Origin of the sequence: Kineococcus sp. G2, assembly GCF_037154035.1 — a bacterium.
Classification (GTDB): domain Bacteria; phylum Actinomycetota; class Actinomycetes; order Actinomycetales; family Kineococcaceae; genus Kineococcus.
The window spans coordinates 20,137-38,290 of record NZ_JBBBEM010000111.1 but is presented as its reverse complement, the minus strand read 5'-3'; the positions used below and the strand labels follow the sequence as shown (position 1 = coordinate 38,290).

The window sequence follows — 18,154 nt, the reverse complement described above, 5'->3', positions numbered from 1 at the left end:
AGGCCTGCTTCCGAGGTGATCGCCTCGATCTGGTTGGCGGCCGGCAGCACTTCCCGGACTGATGGTGAGTACCCGTCGCGGTTCCGGGGCGCAGGTCAGGCGGACGCCGCCAGGTGTGCGCGCGCGCCCTCGGCGAGCAGCTGCGTGTCGGCCACGGCCGCGACGAACCGGAAACCCAGGTCGCGGAACCGGGCGGCGCGCGCCGCCCCCACCCCGAACGCACCGGGCACCACGCCGTGCTCGGCGCAGGCGCGCACGACCGTCGGCAACGGGTCGCCGGGGCCGTCGGCGGCGAGCAGGGCGTCGACGTCGGTGCCCAGCTCCAGCGACAGGTCGAACGGCCCGACGAACACCACGTCCACGCCGTCGGTGGCGGCGATGCCGCCGACGTTCGCCAGGCCCTCGCGCGTCTCCACCATGACCGCGCACAGCACGCCCGCGTCGGCGGCGGCCGGCGGCGTCGCGGGGCGACCGCTGATCAGGGCGTGCGGGCCCCAGCTGCGCTCACCGGCGGGGGAGTAGCGGCAGGCGCGCGCCGCGGTGCGCGCCTGCTCCGGGGTGCTCACCATCGGCACGAGCACGCCGGCGGCACCGGCGTCGAGGGCGCGGCCGATCTCCTGCACGTCCAGCCTGCCGGGCCGCACCAGCACCGGCGCCCCCGTGCCGGGCGGGACCTCGCGCAGGCACTCGCGCACCGAGCGGTCGTCGTGCTCGCCGTGCTGGGCGTCCAGCAGCACCCAGTCGGCGCCGGAGCGGGCGAGGACGCCCACGGCTCCCGGGCTGGCGAGGTTGGACCAGGCGCCCCACAGGGGCCGGTCGGGGTGGGTCGTCCACCAGCGCTGGTGCTCCACGGCGTTCCTCCCGTCCGGGCCGCCGCCCGGCGGCTCCGCCCCGATCCTGCCCCCCCGACCACCGCGGCGGGCGCTTCAGCGGGTGGTCGCGGCCTCGTCCTGCTCGTCCGGGTCGAAGATCGCCTCGAGGGGTTCGCCGAGCAGCCGCGCCAGGCGGAACGCCAGCGGCAGGCTCGGGTCGTACCGGCCGGTCTCCAGGGCGTTGACGGTCTGGCGTGAGACGTCCAGGAGGTCGGCGAGGGCGGCCTGCGTCCAGCCGCGCGCGGTGCGCAGCTCGCGGATGCTGTTCCTCACGTCGGTGCGGGCCGTCAGCGGTGCACGACGCCGGCGGCGACGCCCCAGGACGCCATCCCGGCGCCGAGGACCAGCCAGGGCGCGGCCGGCACCACCAGGCCGGTCACGCCCAGCAGGCCGAGGACCGCGCAGGCGAGCATCGCGGCCGCGAAGCCGACCGCGAGGGCCCGCAGCTGCAGCAGCTGGGCGTACTCGTCGGAGCGCCGCAGCGCCCGCACCACGGCCCGCGCCACGGCGAGCACGGGCAGGAGGGGCAGCAGCGCCCACAGGAACCGCCACGGGCTGTCGCCGTCGACGTCGCCCCAGGTGAGCACGGCGACCAGGACGACGACGTACGCGGCCATGGCGGGGAGGAACTCGCGCAGGTAGGCGTGCGCCCGGGCGCGGTCGCCTCGACTGCGGTTCGCGGTGTCAAGCTTGCTTGTCATGGTGGCGAGCCTGCCCCCTCGCGACCCGCCGTGTCAAGCACGCTTGTCACCCCCCCCTCCTCCCGCCCCCCTGCAGTGATCAAGGAAGTTGCCACTTCCTTGATCACTGCGGGAGGGGGTGTCGGCGGTTCAAGGGCGTAACGGTCCTGTTAAACCCGCTCCACCCCCTTGCCAACGATTTGTCAGGAGTCGAAACTAACCCGGGTGACGACGTCCACCGCCCCCGGCGCACCCCGGCCGCGCACCGCGCCGCGGCCCGCGCCCGGCGGTGGCCTGCGCCCCAGCGCCAAGGTCCTGCCCGCCCAGGCCCGGGCGCACAACCGGGCCGTCGTGCTCGGGGTCCTGTTCCACTCCGGGCCGCTCTCGCGCGCCGACCTGGCGCGCGCCACCGGCCTCACCCGCGTCACCGTCTCCGAGATCGTCGCCGGCCTCGTCGCCGACGACCTCGTCGCGGAGCTGCAGGCGCGCTCCGGCGGGCGCGTCGGCAAACCCGCCACGCCCGTCGGACTGCGCGGGGAGGACAACCTCGTCGTCGCCGTGGACCTCACCCGCCTGTCCGCGGTCCGCGGCGCCGTCCTCGACCTCACCGGCCGGGTGGTCGAGGAGACCACCGCCGACCTGCACGGGCTGCGGGGTTCCGCGGCCCTGGCGGCGGTGGAGGAGTTCTGCCGCGGCGTCCTGGGGTCGGCGCGCTCCGCCGCCCGGGCGTCCGTCCTCGGCGTCGGGATCGGCACCCCCGGCGTCGTCGACGAGCACGGCACCGTCGTCGACGCCGCGAACCTCGGCTGGAGCGACGTGCCGCTGGCGCAGCTGCTCACCGACGCCCTCGGGGCCGGGGTGCACGTCGTCAACGACGCGAACGCCGGGGCGCTGGCCGAGTTCACCTACGGCGGTTCCTCGCCCTCCGGGTCGATGACCGTGATGGTCGGCGAGGGGCTCGGCGCCGGCATCGTCCTCGACGGTCACCTCGTGCGCGGCGGGCGCATGGCCGCCGGCGAGATCGGGCACCTCACCGTCGCACCGAACGGCCCGCCGTGCGAGTGCGGCCGGCGCGGGTGCCTGGAGACGTACCTGTCCGTGCCCCGCCTCACCGCGGCGCTGGAGGGCAGGACGCCCGCCCGCCGCCGCGCCGTCCTGACGGCCGCGGGCCGGCGCCTCGGCGCCGCGCTCGCCCCGGTCGTCGCCGCCCTGGACCTCGACGAGGTCCTGCTCAGCGGACCGCGCGACCTGCTCGCCGGACCGCTCCTCGACGCCGCGCGCCGCAGCGTGCGGGACGCCTGCCTGCCCACGGCCGACGACGTCCCGACGGTCCGCACGGCTTCGCTGGAGGACTCCGCGGTGCTCAGGGGCGCCGCGGCCCTCGTGCTCTCCGGGGAGCTCGGCTTCAGCTGAGCTCCCACCCCGTTCCGCGCCAGATCCCCCTCCACCGCCGCAACGCCGCGGCACACCACGGAAGGAATCGTCGTGACGATCCCGGTCAGCAGGTTCACCAAGGCCCTCGCGCTCGGCGCGACCCTCATCCTCTCCCTCGCCGCGTGCGGCGGCGAATCGTCCTCGGCGGACGCCGAGGCCACCAGCCAGGACGTCCGCGTCTGGTTCATGAAGGACTCGGTGCCCGAGTCCGCCGCCACCTGGCTCGAGGAGGAGTTCGAGGCGCAGAACCCCGGCTCCGACATGACCATCGAGGTCCAGCAGTGGAACGGCATCGTCCAGAAGCTGCAGACCAGCCTCGCCAGCGAGGACGAGAGCCCCGACATCGTCGAGGTCGGCAACACGCAGGTCGCCACCTTCTCCTCCGTCGGCGCCTTCGCCCCCATCGGCGACCTCGAGGAGGAGCTGGGCGGCGAGGACCTCATCCAGAGCTTCATCGGCGCAGGCTCCTGGGACGGCGAGCTGTACGCGGCGCCCTTCTACGCCGGGGCGCGCGTGATCTTCTACCGCACCGACCTGTTCGAGCAGGCCGGCATCGCCGTGCCGAAGACCATCGAGGAGCTCGGCGAGGCCGCGAAGGCCCTGCAGGCCGCCAACCCCGAGGGCGTGCCCGACTTCTCCGGCATGTACCTGGCCGGGGCCGACCCGCACACCAACGAGGGGTGGCTGTTCACCTACGGCGGGCAGTACGCCGAGCAGGAGGGCGAGAAGTGGGTGGGGCGGCTGTCCACCCCCGAGTCGCTGGCCGCCCTGCGCGAGGTGCAGGACCTGTACCAGAACGCCACGAAGTACGCCCTGGACTCCAACGAGAACGCCCAGGTCGCCTACGAGCTGTTCAACCAGGGCAAGGTCGGCATCTACAGCTCCCTGAACTACGCCGTCGGCAAGATCGACCAGGCGCTGTGGGACGCCGGGAAGGTCGGCGTCATGCCGCTGCCCGGCCTCGAGCCCGGCAGCATCGGCAAGACGTTCTCCGGCGGCTCCAGCATCGGCATCTCCGCCAACAACCACAACCAGGAGCTGTCCGAGGCGGCCCTGAAGCTCATGTACTCCGAGGAGTTCCAGAGCGCGCTGGCCTCCGACGCGGGCTGGATCCCCGGGAACACCGCCTACACGTCCGCGCTCACCGGCCCCACGGCGGACATCTCCCAGGACGTCATCCAGAACTCCGAGCTCACCCCCAACAGCCCCCAGTGGGGCGTCGTCGACGGCAACAACGTGCCCCGCGACTTCTGGGTGCGCATCGCCCGGGGTGAGGACGTCACCACCGTCGCCGCCGAGACGGACGCCACGCTCGAGAAGCAGCTGAACGGCTGACGGGACCGGCGACCGGCAGGAGGAAGGAGACGAGGTGCCCGAACAGCTCACCCCCGAAAGACTCGGTGCGCAGGTCGCGCCCGGCGCTCTCGCGCCGGGCGGTGCGCCCGCCGCCGGGGCCAGACCCCGCAGGCGCAGCGCCGGGCAGCGCCTGGCCCCCTACCTCCTGCTGGGCCTGCCGGTGCTGCTGGTGTGCCTGGCCCTGGGGTACCCGATGGTGCGGCAGCTCGTCATGTCGTTCCAGGAGTTCGGGCTCGCCCAGCAGTTCGGCCGGCCGCCGGAGTTCGTCGGCCTGCGCAACTACGCCGACGTCGTCACCGACCCCTACTTCTGGGTCGTCGTCGGCCGATCCATCGCGTTCTGCGCGGTGTCGGCCGCCGTGACGATGCTGTTCGGCGTCGGGTTCGCCGTGCTCATGCAGCACGTCTCGCGGCTGCCGCGCGTCCTGCTGCAGTCCGCCCTCGTGCTCGCCTGGGCCATGCCACCCATCGCCGCCCTCACCGTCTACACCTGGCTCGTCGAACCCCGGTACGGGTTCGTGAACTGGCTGCTCACCTCCCTGGGACTGCAGTCCTTCGACGGCTACGCGTGGCTGGCGGCCAGCGCGTGGACGTTCTTCCTCGTCGCCTCCGTCACCGTCGTCTGGACGTCGGTCCCGCTGGTGACGCTGTCCACGTACGCCGCCCTCACCCAGGTCGACGAGGAGGTCGTCGAGGCCGCCCAGCTCGACGGGGCCAGCGGCTACCAGCGCCTGCGCCACGTGCTGCTGCCCATCGTGCGGCCCGTGGTCCTGCTGCTGCTGATGCTGCAGGTCATCTGGGACATGAAGGTCTTCACCCAGATCAAGGTGCTGCAGGCCGGGGCCGGCAACAACGAGCGCACCAACCTGCTGGGCACCTACGTGTACGAGACCGGCATCGGCGGCGGCGACTACGGCATGGCGTCCGCGCTCGCCACCGTCATGCTCGTCCTCGTCCTGCTGATGACCTGGCGCTACCTGCGCACGCTGATGAAGCAGGGAGAACTGTGATGGCGACCACCGAAGCCCCCACCCCGGCCGCCCGGCGCCCGGTCACCACGGCCCGCGGCCGGCACCGGCGCCTGTGGAACGTCGTGGCGCTGCTGTTCGCCGCGCTGTGGGCGTTCCCCGTCTACTGGATGCTGAACTCCGCCCTCATGCCGGCGGAGCGCCTGCGGCAGAACCCGCCGCTGCTGGCGCCGCTTCACCCCACGCTGGACTCCTTCGCCGGCATCCTGACCGACCGGGTGTTCTGGACCTCCCTCGGCTTCAGCATGGCCGTCACCCTGCTGGCGGTCCTCGTGTCCGTCGTCGGCGCCACCCTGGCCGCCGTGACGCTGAGCAGGTTCCGCTTCGGCGGCCGGCGCGCCGCGATCGTCGCGGTCCTCGTCATCCAGATGATCCCGGCCGAGGCGCTGTTCATCTCCCAGTACCGCATGCTCGACGGCTGGGGGTTGCTGAACTCCGTGCCCGGCCTGTCCCTGCTGTACGTCGGGCTCGTGCTGCCGTTCACCGTCTGGATGCTCAAGGGGTTCGTCGACGGCGTCCCCGTGGGCCTGGAGGAGGCCGCCACGGTGGACGGCTGCTCCCGCATCGGCGCCTTCTTCCGCGTGACCTTCCCGCTGCTCGGCCCCGGCCTGGTCGCCACCGGCGTCTTCGGGTTCCTCGTCGCCTGGAACGAGTACACCCTCGCGTTCGTCATGCTCGCCTCCGGCGACCGCCTCACCCTGCCGGTGTGGTTGCAGACCTTCTCCTCCAACGTCCAGGAGACCGACTGGTCCGGCGTCATGGCCGGTTCCAGCCTCATCGCCGTCCCCGTCATCGTCCTGTTCCTGCTCGTCCAGAACGCCATGACCAAGGGGATGGTGGCCGGCGCCGTCAAGGGCTGAGACCCGCACCGCCCCACCACCCCGCCCCGAACCCGACCGACAGCGCATCGGAGCCGACGTGCCCGTCACCCCCTTCCCCCGCCCCCGCACCCTCACCGCCGTCCCCGGCGCCGGGCCCGCCCCCGGTGCACCCGTCACCGTCGGGCTGGACCCCTCCCTGCCCGCGCAGGGGTTCCGCCTGGACACCGGCGCCGACGGCGTCACCGTCGCCCACGCCGACGCCGCCGGGCTGCGCTACGCGCTGGCCGTCCTGGACCAGCTGCGCGCCGGGGCCGACTTCGGCGAGGTCGCCTACCACGTGGAGGACCACCCCGACTTCCCCGTGCGCGGGTTCATGCTCGACATCAGCCGCGACCGCGTGCCCACCCGCCGCACCCTCGCCCGCTGGGTGCAGCTGCTGGCCCTGGCGCGGGTGAACACCTTCGAGCTGTACACCGAGCACACCTTCGCGTTCAGCGGCCACGAGGAGGTGTGGCAGGACGCCTCGCCGATGACCGCCGACGACGTGCGCTGGCTCGACGGCCTGTGCGCCGCCCACGGCATCGACCTCGTCTGCAACCAGAACACCTTCGGGCACATGGAGCGGTGGCTGAAGCACGAGGCGCACGCGGAGCGCGCCGAGAACGAGGACGGCTTCACCGCCTGGGGCAAGCACCGTCCCCCGGGCACCGTGGAGCCCACGCCCGAGAACGCGGAGTTCGTCACCGGCCTGCTCCAGGAGGTCGTTCCCCTCTTCCGCACCCGCCGCGTCAACGTCGGCGCCGACGAGCCCTTCGAGCTGGGCACCGGCAAGAGCGCCGCCCGCGCCCGCGAGGAGGGCCTGGGCACCGTCTACTTCGACCACCTCACCCGCGTCGTGCAGCCGTGGCTGGAGCGCGGGTACACCGTGGAGTTCTGGGCCGACGTGTTCGGCGACCACCCCGAGCTGATGGGCCGGGTGCCCGCCGGTGCCGTGCCCGTCGTGTGGCAGTACGACTCCCCGTCGCTGACCGCCGCCGTCATCGACTCCGCCTCCCCCGACCAGCTGCAGCAGTGGCGCGCCGCCGGCGTGGACGTCGCCGCTCTGCGCAACGGGTTCCGCGACCGCGCCAAGCTGCTGCTGGAAGCGGGCGTGCCGTTCTGGGTGGCGCCCGGGGCGAGCAACTGGAACTCCCTGCTCGGCCGCCTCGACAACGCGCTGGAGAACATGGTCGACGCAGCCCAGGTCGGCCTGGAGAACTCCGCCCAGGGGTACCTGAACACCTCCTGGGGCGACAACGGCCACTGGGACCCGCCGTCCGTGGCGTTCGGCCCCGTCCTGTTCGGCGGCGCCGTCAGCTGGTGCCTGGAGACCAACCGCGACCTCGACGTCGCCGCCGTCCTCGACCAGCACGCCCTGGACGACCCCACCGGCACCACCGGCCGCGTCCTCGTGCGCGCCGGGCGGGTGTGCGCCGAGCTGGGGGTGCCGGTGCTCAACGCCTCCCCGCTGCACCGAGCGCTGCTGGAGGCCGGTGACCTGCCCGGCTGGGCCGTGCCCGACGCCGGGCGGCTGCGCGCCGCGCTCGACGTCCTGGCCGGGTGCCGCGAGGAGCTGCGCAGCGCCGAACCGGCCTGCGCCGACGGCGACGTCGTCGTCCGCGAGACCACCCAGGCGATCCGGCTGGCCGAGCTGGCCGCCCGGTACCTGCTGCCCCGGGCCGAGGGCGCCGACGGCCCCGACCCCGCCACCGCGCGGGTGCTGCTGGCCGAGCTGGACGCGCTCGTGGAGGAGCAGCGCGCCTGCTGGCTGCTGCGCTCGCGGCCCGGCGGCCTGGACGACAGCACCGCCCGCTTCACCGCCCTGCGCCGCGACCTCGTGCGCGCGCAGACCCGCGCGGGCTGAGCCGTGACGGCCCTGCTGACCGGCCGCGGCGCCACCGCCGCCGACGGGCGGGACGGGGTGCGCGTCGGCCTCGACATCGGCGGCACCAAGATCGAGGGGGTGGCCCTCGCGCCCGACGGCACGGTCCTGGCGCACCACCGCGCCCGGTCTCCCGAGGGGGTGCGCGCCGTGGTGGACGCCGCCGCGGCCGTCGTCGCCGAACTCGTCCGGGACCTGCCCGGAGCCGCGCCGGGGGCGGGGCCGGCCGCCGTGGGCGTCGGCATCCCCGGTCTCGTCGACCCCGTCGCCGGCACCGTCGGGGACGCCGTGAACCTGGGGTTCGGCACCGCCCGCGTCCCCTTCGGGCACGCCCTGTCCCAGCGGCTGGGCGGTGTGCCGGTGCTCGTGGAGAACGACGTCAACGCCAGCGCCCTCGGTGCGCGGGAACTGCTCGCCCCCGGCGGCGACCTGGTGCTGCTGTCGCTGGGCACGGGGCTGGCCGCCGGTGTCGTCGTCGGCGGCTGCCTCCTGCGCGGTGCGAGCGGCGCCGCCGGCGAGATCGGCCACCTCGCGATCGACCCGCGGGGCCGGGCGTGCCCGTGCGGGCAGCGCGGTTGCCTGGAGACGGTGGCCTCCGGGGCGGCGCTGCGCCGGGCGTGGCCGCACGGCGACGAGGGCCGCTCGGCGGAGCACCTGTTCGCCGCGGCCGCCGCCGGCGACCCCGCGGCCGTCGCCGTGCGCGACGAGTGGGCCGCCGCGGTGGCGCTGGCGGTGCGGGCGCTGGCGCTGACGTGCGACCCCGGGCGCGTCGTCCTCGGCGGGGGCGTCGCGGCCGTCGGCGCCCCGCTGCGCGAGGCGGTGGCGTCGGCGCTGCGGGCGCAGGCCGCCGGGTCCGCCTTCCTGCGCGGGCTCGCCGTGGAGGACCGGATCTCGCTGCTGCCGCCGGGAGCACCGGTCGCCGCCGTCGGTGCCGCCCGCCTGGGGGAGCCGGCCGGGCCGGCCTGAACCCCGCGGGACCGCCCGCGGGGCGTGCTCACCCGTGCGGCGCGGAACGCTCGCGGCGACCGGGTGAGCACCTGCGACGCAGCGTGCGGAGGGTGTGGCGCCGGTCACGGGGCCGTTCGGGTGGGTTCGCGCGGCGGGGCTTCGGGAACCGCCCGGTGCGGGCCGACACGTCCTCCAGCGCCGCGAGGGACGAGCCCCGCGGCGGAGAGGAGAAACCCCGTGTCGCCCTACGGCCCCCGCGTCAGCATCGCCTCCGTCCTCGCCGCCGAGGCGTACGTGGGCAGCCGCGGCCCCGCCCCGCTGGTCCCCGAGGCGCCCGCTGCCCCCGTCGCCGCCGCGACCACCACCGCCGTGCTCGAGGAACCCACCGCCGCCGGTTCGCGCCGCCGGTTCCTGGAACTGCTGCGCCCCGCCCGCCGCGCCTCCTGAACCCGGGCGGGTCGAACCCCGACGGGTCGAACCCCGACGGGTCCCCTCAGTCCCGTCGCCGCACCGCGGCCAGCACGGCGTCCGCGACGGCCGCCGGTTCCCGCTCCGGGATCCAGTGGTCGGTCGGCAACCCGGCGTCGGTGAAACCCCCGAGCGCGTGCGCCGCCGTCCCGCGCACGGCGGCGGGGGAGAAGAACGGGTCGCGCTCGCCGTGCAGGTACGTCACCGGAACCCTCGCCGGACCGGTGCGCTCGCGCTGCAGCGGCAGCGCCCGGTACCAGCCGAGCGCGGCGCTGAGCGCCCCCGGTTCCGCCATCCGGCGCGCGTAGCCGGCGGCGAGCTCCGCCGGGAGCCCGCCGCGCACCAGCAGCGCCCGCAGGGCGGCGCCGGAACGCGCCAGCAGCAGCCGCTCGGGCAGCGCGGGCAGCTGGAAACCCGCCACGTACGCCGAGCGCGGCGCCTGCGTCCCGCGCAGGACCGCCGCCCTCATCGCCGCCGGGTGCGGCGTGGACAGCACCGTCGCCGAGCGCACCCGCTCCGGGTGCCCGGCCGCCAGCGCCCACGCCACCACCCCGCCCCAGTCGTGGCCCACCACGTGCACGCGCCCGGCCCCGGCGGCGTCGGCGAGCGCGAGCACGTCGCCCACCAGTTCGGGCAGCAGGTACGCGGCTCGGCCCGGCGGCCGCGCACCGGGGGAGTACCCGCGCTGGTCCGGCACCAGGACCCGCAGGCCCGCGTCCGTCAGCCGCAGCGCGACCGCGTCGAACGCCCGGGAGTCCTGCGGGAACCCGTGCAGGCAGACGACCACGTCCGTCCCGCCGCCCCCGGCCGGGCGGTGGTCGCGCACGTCGAACACGAGCCCGTCCCTGCTGAACGTCTCCACGCCCCCACCCTGGACCGCCCCGCCCCCCTCCGCCCCCTCGACCCCCCACCCCCGGTGATCAAGGAAGTGGCAACTTCCTTGATCACCGGGGGTGGGGGCGGGGGAGGGGTTTGCCGGAACGGCACGGGAGGTCGACCCGCGACGGGGCCGGGCCGACGATGCCCGGGTGAGCGACTTCGACCCCGACGCCCCCGACGCCCGCGCCCTCTGGGAGGGCGTGTACACCGCCGGGGCCCGCTGGAGCGGGCACCCCAACGCGGCCCTCGTGCGTGCCGCGGCGGACCTGACCCCGGGCACCGCGCTCGACCTCGGCTGCGGGGAGGGCGGCGACGTCGTGTGGCTGGCCTCCCTCGGCTGGCGCGCCACCGGCGCCGACGTCTCGCCCACCGCGCTCGCCCGCGCCGCCGCGCACGCCGCCGAGGCCGGCGTCGCCGAGCGGACCCGGTTCGAGGAGCACGACCTGGGCGTCTCGCTGCCGGCCGGTGAGTTCGACCTGGTGACCGCCTCCTTCCTGCACTCCTTCGCGCACCTGGACCGCGACGACGTCCTGCGCCGCGCCGCCGGCCTCGTCGCCCCCGGCGGTTCCCTCGTCGTCGTCGCCCACGCGAGCACCCCGCCGTGGGGCCCGGGCCGCCACCGGGAGCACGAGCACGGCGGGGAGCACGAGCACGACCCGCGCGCACACGTGCACCTGCCCACCCCGCGCGAGGACCGCGAGACCCTCGCGCCCGTCACCGCCGGCTGGGAGGTGGTGCGCGAGGAGCTGCTGCCGCGCGAGGTGACCGGCCCGGACGGGCAGACGGCCGTGATCGACGACGGGCTGCTCCAGCTCCGCCGTCCGGGCACCTGACGGTGCGGTGAACGCTCCGGGGCCGCGACGTTCCCGTCGGGACCGGTGGGGACGCGCCCCCGCCGCTTCGTGGTACTTCTCTTGACCATGCCGTCGCCCCGCCTCGCTCTGACCCGCACCTACCTGGCCCCGTCGGCCGACGAGGCGCCCGGCGGCGGTGAACTGCCCGGCGTCGCCGACGTCTCGCCGGCCCGCGAGGTGCGCGGCGAGGAGACGCACTACGACACCGCGGACCTCGCCCTCGCCGCCGCCGGCGCCTCGGTGCGCCGCCAGACCGGTGACGCCCCGCGCGGCTGGGTGCTGGAACTGCCCGGCCGGGGCCCGCGCACCCACCAGGTCCGCCACGCCCTGGGGCGCGCGGTGCGCACCGCACCCGCTGCGCTGCAGCGGCTCACGTGGGCGGCCGCGCGCGGGCGGACCCTCGGCCCGGTGCTGCAGCTGACCGCCGACGCCACCCAGCGCGACCTGCTCGACGCCGACGGCGCCGTCGTGGCGCGCCTGACCACCCGCCGGGTGCAGGCGCGCCCGCTGGTGCCGGAGGACTCCGCGACGCAGGCGTGGGCGGAGTGGCAGGCCGAGGTGGTCGACGGCCGCCGCGACCTGCTGGACGCCATCACCGCCGCGTGGGAGGAGCGCGGCGCGGAGGAGTCCGACCGCACCGAGCAGCTGCGCACCGTCCTGGACGGGCAGGAGGAGCCCGAGGACGGCGGCGGCGCCGGCCTGGACGACCGCTCCGCCGGCGCCCTCGTCCTCGGCCAGCTCGCCCACGACGTCTCCCGCCTGCTGGCGCAGGACCCGCTGGCCCGCATCGACGCCCCCGGTGCCGTGCACGCCCTGCGCGGCGCGTCCCGCCGCCTCACCGGCGTCCTGCGCTCCTTCGCCCCCCTGTTCTCCGACGAGCCGCGCGAGGCGCTCCTGGGTGAGCTGGAGTGGCTGACCGGCGTGCTGTCCGCCGCCCGCGACGCCGAGGCCCTCACCGAGCGCCTGCTGGCCGACCTCGACGAGGAGGCCACCGGTCACGTCGCCGGCTCCGGCCTGGGCGACCCCGCCGCCGTCGCCGAGTCCGTCCGGGCGCTGATGGGCGAGCGGCACGGCGCCGCCCAGGCCGAGGTCGTCGCCGCGCTGGACTCCGGGCGGTACCGCGCGCTCGTGGCGTCCCTGGAGGCGTTCGTCGCCGACCCGCCGCTGACCCGGGAGGCGTCCCGGTCCGCGCGCAAGACGCTGCTGCCGCTGGCCGCCGACGCGCACCGCGCCGTGAAGAACACCCAGCGCGACGTGGACCCCGACGGCGACGACAGCGACGTGTCGGCGGGCGACCCGGCCGCCGACCCGCTGGTGCGCCTGCGCCGCGCCGCCGAGGACGCCCGCGCCGCCGCCGGTGCGCTCGTGCCGCTGCGCGGCGACGACGTGGAGGAGTACGCCGACGCGCTCAAGGAGCTGACCGCCGTCCTCGTCGAGCACGAGGAGACCGTCGCGGCCCGCGCCGTGCTGGAGGAGCTCGTGCCCACCGCCGGGGAGGGCGCGTTCGTGCTCGGCCGCGTGCACGCGCTGGAGGAGGTCCGCTCGGCCGTCGCCCGCCACGACCTCGACGGCGCGTGGGACGGCGCGAACCGGAAGAAGCTGCGCAAGTGGATGAGCTGACCGCGCGGTTCTGCGAGGCGGTGCCGCTGCGCGGTTCCCGCGTCGCGCTGGAACCGCTGTCCGCGGACCCGGCCGCCGGTCACGTCGACGGGCTGCGTCGCGTCGTCGCCGAGGGCGACCTGCACCGCACCTGGTACACGCGCATCCCCGCGCCCGCCGCCGTCGCCGCGGACGTCGAGCAGCGCCTGGCGAAGCAGCGGGCCGGGACGGTGGCGCCGTGGGCGGTGCGGCGCCTGGACACCGGTCAGGTGTGCGGGGCGACGACGTACCTGAACCTCGACCCGGCGAACCGCCGCCTGGAGATCGGCTCGACGTTCCTGGCGAAGTCGGCCCAGGGCACGGGGGTCAACGCCGAGGCGAAGCTGCTGCTGCTGACGCGCGCGTTCGAGGTGCTGGGCTGCGCCGCGGTGGAGTTCCGCACGCACTGGCACAACCACCGGTCCCGCGCCGCGATAGCCCGCCTGGGCGCCAAGCAGGACGGCGTGCTGCGCAACCACGTGCTGTGGCACGACGGCAGCTACCGCGACACGGTGGTGTTCTCCGTCACCGGTGCCGAGTGGCCCGCGGTGCGCAGCGGGCTGCGCGGTCGCCTGGGGACCGGCTGAGGTCGCCGACCACCGCAGCGCCGCACGACGTGGGGGGAGGGAACCCGTGAACAGGTGGGTGCTGCTGGCGGGCGCCGTGCTCAGCGAGGTGTCCGCCTCGCTGTCCCTGAAGGCGGCGCTGGGGCACCCCGGCTGGTACGTCGTGGTCGTCACCGGTTACGCGGGGGCCTTCACCCTCCTGGGCGGGGTGCTGCGCGCCGGGGTGCCCCTCGGGGTGGCCTACGGCGTCTGGTCCGCGGCGGGCGTGGCCCTGACCGCGAGCCTGAGCGCCGTCGTGTTCGGCGAGTCCCTCGGCCCGGTGGCGCTCGCGGGCATCGTCCTCATCGTCGCCGGCGTCCTCGCCGTCGAGCTGGGCTCGCAGCGCGGGCGGGAGCGCGAGGAGCCGTGAGGGGTTACCTGTTCCTGGCCCTGGCCGTCGTGTGCGAGGTGAGCGCGACCCTGTCGCTGCGCGCGGCGACCGACGGGAGCCGGCGCTGGTACGTCGCCGTCGTGACCGGGTACCTGGCCGCCTTCACCTGCCTGTCCCTGACCCTCGCCAGCGGCATCGGCCTGAGCGTCGCCTACGGTGTCTGGGCCGCCGCCGGGGTGGCGCTGACCGCCGTGCTCAGCAGGGTCTTCTTCGGTGAGGCGCTCAGCCGCACCACCGCGCTGGGGATCTGCCTGATCGTCGGTGGGGTCCTGCTCGTCGAGATCGGCTCGGGGAGCTGACCCCGGCCGCCGGGGACCGGTGCGGCAGCGGGACGCGGGACGGGAGAGGGTCGTGGACGGTTCGCACCACCTGGTCGTCGGCGCCGGCCTGGCCGGGGCGGCCACCGCCTGGCACCTGGCCGAGCGCGGCCACGAGGTCACGCTCGTGGAACGCACCGAACCGGCCGCTCGCGACGGCAGCTCGCACGGATCGGCGCGCATCTTCCGCTACGCCTACGCCGAGCGGGAGTACGTGGAGATGGTGGCGCGGGCCGCTGAGGGTTTCCGCGAGCTGGAGCGCCTGCACGGCGCTGCGCTGCTGACCCCCACCCCCGCCGTCGACCACGGCCCGGGCCGTGACCCGCGGGCGCTGGCCCGGGTGCTCCAGGACGTCGGCGTGGAGCACGAGCTGCTCAGCGCCGGCGAGGCCCGCGCGCGCTGGCCGCAGCTCGCCGTCGACGGCGAGGTGCTGCACCAGCCCGGCGGTGCGGTCGTCGACGCCGAGAGCACCGTGCGCGCGATGGTCGCGCTCGCGCGGTCGAACGGCGCGCGGGTGCTCACCGGGTGGCCGCTCGTGGGCCTGGAACGCACCACCACCGGCTTCACCGCCCGCTCCACGCGGGGCCGTTCGATCGACGCCGGCCACGTCGTCGTCTGCGCCGGGGGCTGGCTGCCCGACCTGCTCGGCGGCCTGCCGCTGCCGAACGGCTTCCTCGAGGCGTTCCCGGCGCTGGAGGTCAGGGAGGAGAACGCGTTCCACTTCCCGTACCGGGACGAGCACCCGCACGGCACCTGGCCCACCCTCATCCACGAGCTCCCGGAGATCCTCGTGTACGCGCTGCCCGGCGGCCGCGACGCGGACTTCCGCGGGCAGAAGGTCGCCGAGTACAAGGGCGGCCGCTCCGTCGGTTCCGCCTCGCGGCGCTCGGGGACCGTGGACGCCGCCAACCGCGCCCGCGTCACCGAGCACGTGCGCCGCCACCTGCCCGGCCTGGTGCCCGAGCCGTACGCGGAGACCACGTGCCTGTTCACCAGCACCCCCACGGAGGACTTCGTCGTCGACGGCACCGACGGCATCACGGTCGTCTCGCCCTGCTCCGGGCACGGGGCGAAGTTCGCGCCCCTGGTCGGGCAGATCGCCGCCGACGTCGCCACCGGCACCGCCGCACCCCCGGAGCGCTTCCGGGTGGGGGCCGCCCGAACCCCGTGACGAACCGTCCCCGGCGCCGTACCGTCCGCGGTGTGCGGGGACGGGCGCTCATCGCCGGTGGGGGCATCGCGGGGCTCGCGACGGCCCGCGCCCTGCTGCGCGGCGGCTGGGACGTCGAGGTGCGCGAACGCGCCGCCGGGCCCCCGGCCACGGGCACCTCCCTGGGGATGTGGCCGCACGCCGTCGCCGCCCTGCGCGAGCTCGGCCTGGACGACCTCGTGCAGGGCGGCACCGCCGTCGCCTCCAGCGGCGAGCTGCTGCGGCCCGACGGGCGCGTCCTCGTGCGGCTGGAACCCCGCGACGCCGTCCACCTCGTCGACCGGCCCACCCTGCTGGCCGCCCTGGCCGCCGGCCTGCCCGACGGCGCCGTTCGCTGGGGAACGCCCGCGCCGCATCCGGGCGACCTGCCGCCGGTGGACGCCGTCGTGGCCGCCGACGGCATCGGCAGCGCCCTGCGCCGCGCCCGGTTCGGGCCCGCCGCGGCACCGCGCCCGCTGGGCACCGCCGCCGTGCGCGGCACGGCGGACGCGCCCTGCCCGCAGCTCGCCGAGACGTGGGGGCGCGGCCGCATGTTCGGCACCACCCCGCGGCGCGACGGGCGCACCAACGTCTACGCCTGCTTCCGCACACCGGTCCTGCCCGTCGAGGACGTCGCGGACCCGCGCGCGGCGCTGCGCGAGGTGTTCACCGGCTGGCACCCCGGGGTCACCGGCGCTATCGAGGCCCTCGACCCCGGCTCCCTCGACGTGCGCGTCCTGCACGACGTGCGCCCGCTGCGCTCGACCACCACCGGGAACGTCGCCCTCGTCGGCGACGCCGCCCACGCCATGGCCCCGCACCTGGGGCGCGGCGCCTGCGAGGCCCTCGCCGACGCCGTCGCGCTCGCCCGGCACCTGCTCGCCGCCGCCGACGTCCCCACCGCGCTGCGCGGTTACGACCGCGAGCGCCGCCGGGCCACCGCCCGCGTCGTGCGCGCCTCGCGGGTGCTGAACTCCGTGAGCACCGCCCAGCACCTCACCGGTGCCCGCGACGCCGCCCTGGCTCTGGCGGGCCGGGCCGCAGCCGGGTTCAGCGCGAGGCGCTGAGCTCGCGCAGCCCGGCGACCTGCGCGTCCAGCAGGTACGCCCGCTCGTCGAACCCGGTGCCCTCGCCGTAGCGCTGCGCGGCGATCACCGACGACTCGGCGCTCGCCCACGGCGCGCCGCCCCCGCGCACGAACCGCACCCAGTCGCCGTGCACGCGGTCGGCCAGCGCCTGGTCGGGGTGCTCGCCGAGCACCGCCGCGACGCCCTCGGCGTCCAGCAGGTCGAACGCGTACGGCAGGTCGTGGCAGTGCGCGGCGAGGCCGTCCGCGCCGGAGCGCTCGGCGAAGTCGAACAGCCACGTGCGCCGCCCCGCACCGGCGCGCGCGCGGGCGGCGGCCAGCCGCACGAGCGTTGCCCGGAACCCCGCGCTGACGAGCACCTGGCTGGCGGCGAAGCGCTCCCCGGCCCGCGCCACCTCCGCGCGGTAGGCGCTCACCCCCTCGGCGCCGACCCCCGCGGCGACGAGCTGGTCCACCACCTCCTCCACCCCGGTCGCGGTGGGGATCGGGAACTCGTTGCGGACGGTGCCCATCAGCAGTTCCACGTCGTGCCCGGCCCCCGAGGTCAGTGCGCTCTCCACGTCGGTGGGCAGGACGGTGCCGTCGACGACGGGCACGAACGCCATCGACGCGACCACCGGGACACCCGCGCGGGCCGCGCGCAGCGAGGCGCCGACGTCGATCCGCTCGCCGATCAGCTGCGGGCGCCCGGGAACGACGTTGAAGGCCCGCTCCGCGTCCAGCACCGCCTCCTCGGGCACCGAGCGCCACCCGGCCAGGTCGGGCGTGATCCCCAGGTGGGCGGCGAACCCGCGGCCCACCTCCTCCGCGCCGGCGGGCGAGAGGTCCGACGTGGCACCGGAGTGGGACACGACCCGCCGGAACAACCCGGACGCGAGGGGCGAGGCCAGCAGGGACAGGACGCTGCCGCCCCCGGCCGACTGCCCCCCGATCGTCACCCGGTCGGGATCGCCGCCGAACTCCCGCACGTTCTCGCGGACCCAGTGCAGCGCCGCGACCTGGTCGAGCAGGCCGCGGTTCAGCGGCGCCCCGTCGATCCAGCCGAAACCGTCGAGACCGAGCCGGTAGGAGACGGTCACGGTGACCACGCCGTCGCGGTTGAACGAGGCGCCGTCGTACCAGGGGCTGGCGGGGGAGCCGGCGAAGTAGCCGCCGCCGTGGATCCACACGAACACCGGCAGCAGCGCGTCGCGGTCGCCCGGCGCGGGGGTGAACACGTCGACGTTCAGGGTGCCCTCGCCGGGGATCGACGGCTCGGGGATCGTGGTGAGCGGGCCGAACGGCCGGCGCTGCGGGGTGGGGCCGTGCGCGGTGGCCGGTCGCACCCCCTCCCAGGGGGCGACCGGTTCGGGGGCCGTGAAGCGGCGCGGCCCCACCGGTGCCTCGGCGAACGGGACGCCGAGGAACGCCGCCGATCCCGGTCGCTGCACACCGCGCAGGCGGCCGGACCGGATCGTGACCTCGGGTGCGGTGCTCACGGTGCTCACTCCAGTGCTCTCAGCGGACGGACTCGACGGGCAGGACGGACAGCGAGGACACGAGGATCATCGTGAACCCGCCGGCGAAGGCCCCCGCGCAGCCGGGGTGCCGGTGGGCGGGACGCCGGGGGCGGTCGGTGCGGCTGCGGGGACCGGGCCGCCCAGCAGCCCAGCAGCCCGGCCGCGCGC

Annotated in this window: 19 protein-coding genes; 14 read left to right on the top strand and 5 right to left on the bottom strand. The window is 76.1% G+C overall.

Features of this window, described 5'->3' with window-relative positions; translation table 11 throughout:
• Positions 1–95: 95 nt before the first annotated feature.
• The 3 genes from V9U69_RS15865 to V9U69_RS15855 all read right to left on the bottom strand — a co-directional run bounded on the left by V9U69_RS15865 (position 96) and on the right by V9U69_RS15855 (position 1,573).
• Positions 96–851, bottom strand: a complete 756-nt coding sequence (locus tag V9U69_RS15865) for an HpcH/HpaI aldolase family protein (RefSeq protein WP_337062823.1) — start codon at positions 849–851, stop codon at positions 96–98.
• A 75-nt stretch (positions 852–926) separates the two neighbouring features.
• Entirely contained in the window at positions 927–1,145 is a 219-nt protein-coding gene (locus V9U69_RS15860; RefSeq protein ID WP_337062822.1) for a helix-turn-helix transcriptional regulator, read from the bottom strand.
• Between the two features lie 14 nt (positions 1,146–1,159).
• Entirely contained in the window at positions 1,160–1,573 is a 414-nt protein-coding gene (locus tag V9U69_RS15855; protein ID WP_337062821.1) for a hypothetical protein, read from the bottom strand.
• 204 nt (positions 1,574–1,777) lie between these two features.
• Between V9U69_RS15855 and V9U69_RS15850 the strand changes: the two genes are divergently transcribed.
• The 7 genes from V9U69_RS15850 to V9U69_RS15820 all read left to right on the top strand — a co-directional run bounded on the left by V9U69_RS15850 (position 1,778) and on the right by V9U69_RS15820 (position 9,506).
• Positions 1,778–2,965, top strand: coding sequence for an ROK family transcriptional regulator (locus V9U69_RS15850; protein ID WP_337062820.1), 1,188 nt, complete (start codon positions 1,778–1,780; stop codon positions 2,963–2,965).
• A 72-nt stretch (positions 2,966–3,037) separates the two neighbouring features.
• On the top strand, positions 3,038–4,321 hold the full coding sequence (locus V9U69_RS15845; RefSeq protein ID WP_337062819.1) for an extracellular solute-binding protein: 1,284 nt from the start codon (positions 3,038–3,040) through the stop codon (positions 4,319–4,321).
• 34 nt (positions 4,322–4,355) lie between these two features.
• A complete protein-coding gene (locus tag V9U69_RS15840; protein ID WP_337062818.1) occupies positions 4,356–5,351 on the top strand; it encodes a carbohydrate ABC transporter permease in 996 nt (331 codons plus the stop codon).
• Complete coding sequence (locus V9U69_RS15835) at positions 5,351–6,229, top strand: carbohydrate ABC transporter permease (RefSeq protein WP_337062817.1); 879 nt, start codon at positions 5,351–5,353, stop codon at positions 6,227–6,229. Before V9U69_RS15840 ends, V9U69_RS15835 begins: the two co-directional genes overlap by 1 nt.
• Positions 6,230–6,287: 58 nt before the next feature.
• Positions 6,288–8,093: a beta-N-acetylhexosaminidase gene (locus V9U69_RS15830; protein ID WP_337062816.1), complete on the top strand. Its 1,806-nt coding sequence runs from the start codon at positions 6,288–6,290 to the stop codon at positions 8,091–8,093.
• A 3-nt stretch (positions 8,094–8,096) separates the two neighbouring features.
• Complete coding sequence (locus V9U69_RS15825; protein ID WP_337062815.1) at positions 8,097–9,077, top strand: ROK family protein; 981 nt, start codon at positions 8,097–8,099, stop codon at positions 9,075–9,077.
• Between the two features lie 219 nt (positions 9,078–9,296).
• The gene (locus V9U69_RS15820) at positions 9,297–9,506 is read left to right on the top strand and encodes a hypothetical protein (RefSeq protein WP_337062814.1); all 210 of its coding nucleotides are present in this window, start codon (positions 9,297–9,299) and stop codon (positions 9,504–9,506) included.
• A 46-nt stretch (positions 9,507–9,552) separates the two neighbouring features.
• On the opposite strand, the gene V9U69_RS15815 is transcribed toward V9U69_RS15820, so the two are convergent.
• Entirely contained in the window at positions 9,553–10,389 is an 837-nt protein-coding gene (locus V9U69_RS15815) for an alpha/beta fold hydrolase (RefSeq protein ID WP_337062813.1), read from the bottom strand.
• Positions 10,390–10,555: 166 nt separating this feature from the next.
• Here V9U69_RS15815 and V9U69_RS15810 point away from each other — a divergent pair, with 166 nt between their 5' ends.
• From V9U69_RS15810 to V9U69_RS15780, 7 genes are all read left to right on the top strand, one after another.
• The gene (locus tag V9U69_RS15810) at positions 10,556–11,239 is read left to right on the top strand and encodes a class I SAM-dependent methyltransferase (RefSeq protein ID WP_337062812.1); all 684 of its coding nucleotides are present in this window, start codon (positions 10,556–10,558) and stop codon (positions 11,237–11,239) included.
• Positions 11,240–11,326: 87 nt separating this feature from the next.
• Positions 11,327–12,880 (top strand): CYTH and CHAD domain-containing protein, encoded by a 1,554-nt coding sequence (locus tag V9U69_RS15805; RefSeq protein ID WP_337062811.1) that lies wholly within the window; start codon positions 11,327–11,329, stop codon positions 12,878–12,880.
• Positions 12,868–13,485 carry a GNAT family N-acetyltransferase gene (locus V9U69_RS15800; protein ID WP_337062810.1) on the top strand — a complete coding sequence of 206 codons (618 nt, stop codon included), beginning with the start codon at positions 12,868–12,870 and terminating at the stop codon, positions 13,483–13,485. Before V9U69_RS15805 ends, V9U69_RS15800 begins: the two co-directional genes overlap by 13 nt.
• A 46-nt stretch (positions 13,486–13,531) precedes the next feature.
• On the top strand, positions 13,532–13,873 hold the full coding sequence (locus tag V9U69_RS15795; RefSeq protein WP_337062809.1) for a DMT family transporter: 342 nt from the start codon (positions 13,532–13,534) through the stop codon (positions 13,871–13,873).
• On the top strand, positions 13,870–14,193 hold the full coding sequence (locus tag V9U69_RS15790) for a DMT family transporter (protein ID WP_337062808.1): 324 nt from the start codon (positions 13,870–13,872) through the stop codon (positions 14,191–14,193). Before V9U69_RS15795 ends, V9U69_RS15790 begins: the two co-directional genes overlap by 4 nt.
• Positions 14,194–14,245: 52 nt before the next feature.
• Positions 14,246–15,382, top strand: coding sequence for an FAD-dependent oxidoreductase (locus V9U69_RS15785; RefSeq protein ID WP_337062807.1), 1,137 nt, complete (start codon positions 14,246–14,248; stop codon positions 15,380–15,382).
• 32 nt (positions 15,383–15,414) lie between these two features.
• Positions 15,415–16,467: an FAD-dependent monooxygenase gene (locus V9U69_RS15780; protein WP_337062806.1), complete on the top strand. Its 1,053-nt coding sequence runs from the start codon at positions 15,415–15,417 to the stop codon at positions 16,465–16,467.
• On the opposite strand, the gene V9U69_RS15775 is transcribed toward V9U69_RS15780, so the two are convergent.
• Positions 16,451–17,965, bottom strand: coding sequence for a carboxylesterase/lipase family protein (locus V9U69_RS15775; RefSeq protein WP_337062805.1), 1,515 nt, complete (start codon positions 17,963–17,965; stop codon positions 16,451–16,453). The genes V9U69_RS15780 and V9U69_RS15775 overlap by 17 nt on opposite strands.
• Between the last annotated feature and the right edge of the window lie 189 nt (positions 17,966–18,154).